The sequence below is a fragment of the Moorena sp. SIO4E2 genome, assembly GCF_010671945.1.
GTDB classification, from domain to species: Bacteria; Cyanobacteriota; Cyanobacteriia; order Cyanobacteriales; family Coleofasciculaceae; genus Moorena; species Moorena producens.
Window position 1 is genome coordinate 1 of sequence record NZ_JAAHIE010000973.1, and the last position, 2,078, is coordinate 2,078.

2 protein-coding genes are annotated in these 2,078 nt (G+C 40.8%); both read left to right on the forward strand.

Features of this window, described 5'->3' with window-relative positions:
- Window positions 1-192: 192 nt before the first annotated feature.
- Entirely contained in the window at window positions 193-789 is a 597-nt protein-coding gene (locus tag F6K37_RS39605) for an IS607 family transposase (protein ID WP_287256744.1), read from the forward strand.
- Window positions 762-1,859, forward strand: a complete 1,098-nt coding sequence (locus F6K37_RS39610) for an RNA-guided endonuclease InsQ/TnpB family protein (protein ID WP_287256743.1) — start codon at window positions 762-764, stop codon at window positions 1,857-1,859. The genes F6K37_RS39605 and F6K37_RS39610 overlap by 28 nt, the downstream gene beginning before the upstream one ends.
- Window positions 1,860-2,078: the final 219 nt, after the last annotated feature.

Below are 2,078 nucleotides of genomic sequence, written 5' to 3' on the forward strand. Positions count from 1 at the left end.
TTAAATCTACAAATAACAGCTCAATCCGTTATACGTCATCCACATCCAGTCAAATATGGTTCCTGCTTGGCTGATGGATCGGTTGCTTTAATCCCAAAAAGCCATCACTCAACTAAAATACTTAGAGACAAAACTTAGTTGACATTTTACGGCACAACACGCTACTATAAGTATGTTGTCAAAGTTAGTCAGGTGACCAAGTATCTTAAACCTAAAGAAGCTTCTGAGTTACTAGGCGTTAACGTCAGGACTTTAGCTAGATGGGAAAAGGCCGGAATTATCCAAGCAATTAAAACACCATCAGGACAACGGAGATATGATGTAGAATCCTATACTCACTCCTTCAGTGTCAAAAAAGAAACAGTGCTTTATTGTCGAGTTTCTAGTCATGCTCAGAAGCCAGATTTAAACAGGCAAGTGGCCCAATTGCAAGCTTTATACCCAGAAGCCAGAACTATTAAAGAAGTTGGTGGAGGATTAAACTTTAAGCGAAAAAAACTACTAGCACTTCTCAGTCAAATTCTTAAAGGTGAAGTCAGTCGAGTAGTTGTTGCTCATAAAGATAGGCTGGCTCGATTTGGTTTTGATTTGTTTAACTGGCTTTGTGAACAAAATAAGTGTGAGTTGATTGTTCTCAATGAAAAAGAACTTTCACCACAAGCAGAAATGGTAGAAGATATCCTGGCAATTCTTCACTGTTTTTCAAGTCGATTGTATGGACTAAGAAAATACAAGACTCTGTTGAATAATGATCCCGAATTATGCAAAGAGCCTTCAAAACCAAGTTAAAACTGAATAACAAACAGAAAACCTTAATGGCTCAACACGCCGGTTATTCAAGATGGATTTGGAATTGGGCACTTCGGATGTGGAACTCCGCTTATAAAGAGGGACTAAAACTGTCAACTAACAAGCTCAAAAAGTTTTATACCAATCACATCAAGCCTGATTATCCCTGGCAGTCTACCCTAAGTTCAAGAGTTTATCAGTTTGCTTTTCTGCACTTAGGTGAAGCATTCAAGCGCTTTTTTAAAGGTACGGCTCAACATCCTAAATTTAAGAAAAAAGGACGAAATGATCGCTTTACCATTGATAACTGCGGTAAGGTTATGGTTTTTGAAGGGAGAAGGTTAAAGCTTCCCTTTATTGGATGGGTTAGGACTCATGAAGCTTTACCTGAAATACAGACTAAACGAATAACCATCAGTCGAGTGGCGGACTCTTGGTATTTGTCTGTAGCTTATGAGTTTGACCCCGAACCTACAGTTAAAACCCGAGACTATTTAGGTGTTGATGTTGGGGTAAAAGTTCTCGCGACTTGCTCAGATGGAACTGTATTTCCTAATCCTAGAGCGTACAAAAAGGCTCAAAAGAAGATAGCATTACTTCAGCGACAATTGGCTAGAAAAGAAAAAGGCTCTAAGAATAGGGATAAGGCCAGATTGAAACTAGCCAAAACGTACCAACGAGTCACTAACATCCGGAAAGATGCCATCGATAAATTAACCTCCTGGCTTAGCAAGAACCACGCTGTCATAGGGTTAGAAGACTTGAATGTGTCCGGTATGTTGAAAAATCATAAACTAGCAGGTGCTATTGCTGATTCTGCCTTCTATGAGATTCGTCGCCAACTGGAATATAAATCCGAATGGTACGGCTGTGAATTAGTGTTTGCCGATCGGTTTTTTCCATCCTCTAAAACCTGTTCTAGTTGTGGAAACAATCAAGAAATGCCACTAACACAACGAGTTTTTAGCTGCTTCGCTTGCGGTGCCGTCAAGGACAGAGATTACAACGCAAGTGTGAATTTACAGCATTTAGCCGAGGGCTTCTTGGTGATAGCCTGTGTAAGTGAGTAGGGCCGACCCCTCACGCAACCCAAGTTTTTGGAAGAAGCAGGAAGTAAACGTTAACGTGCTGATTATACCGCGTTATATCAGTTTTACAAAGCAGCAGAATAGAGAAGACTTAGGTCAGCGGCGGTTGGATTAAACGGCGCTCACCTAAGCGCGAATTTAATTCAACGACTGTAAGCGCACCGGGTAGGTATCAGCTGACCTGCTCTGCTGATAGAATGC

Bases quoted from the DNA above. Each gene is read 5' to 3' on its own strand.
- F6K37_RS39610 (WP_287256743.1), top strand. From the start codon at position 762: ATGCAAAGAGCCTTCAAAACCAAGTTAAAACTGAATAACAAACAGAAA.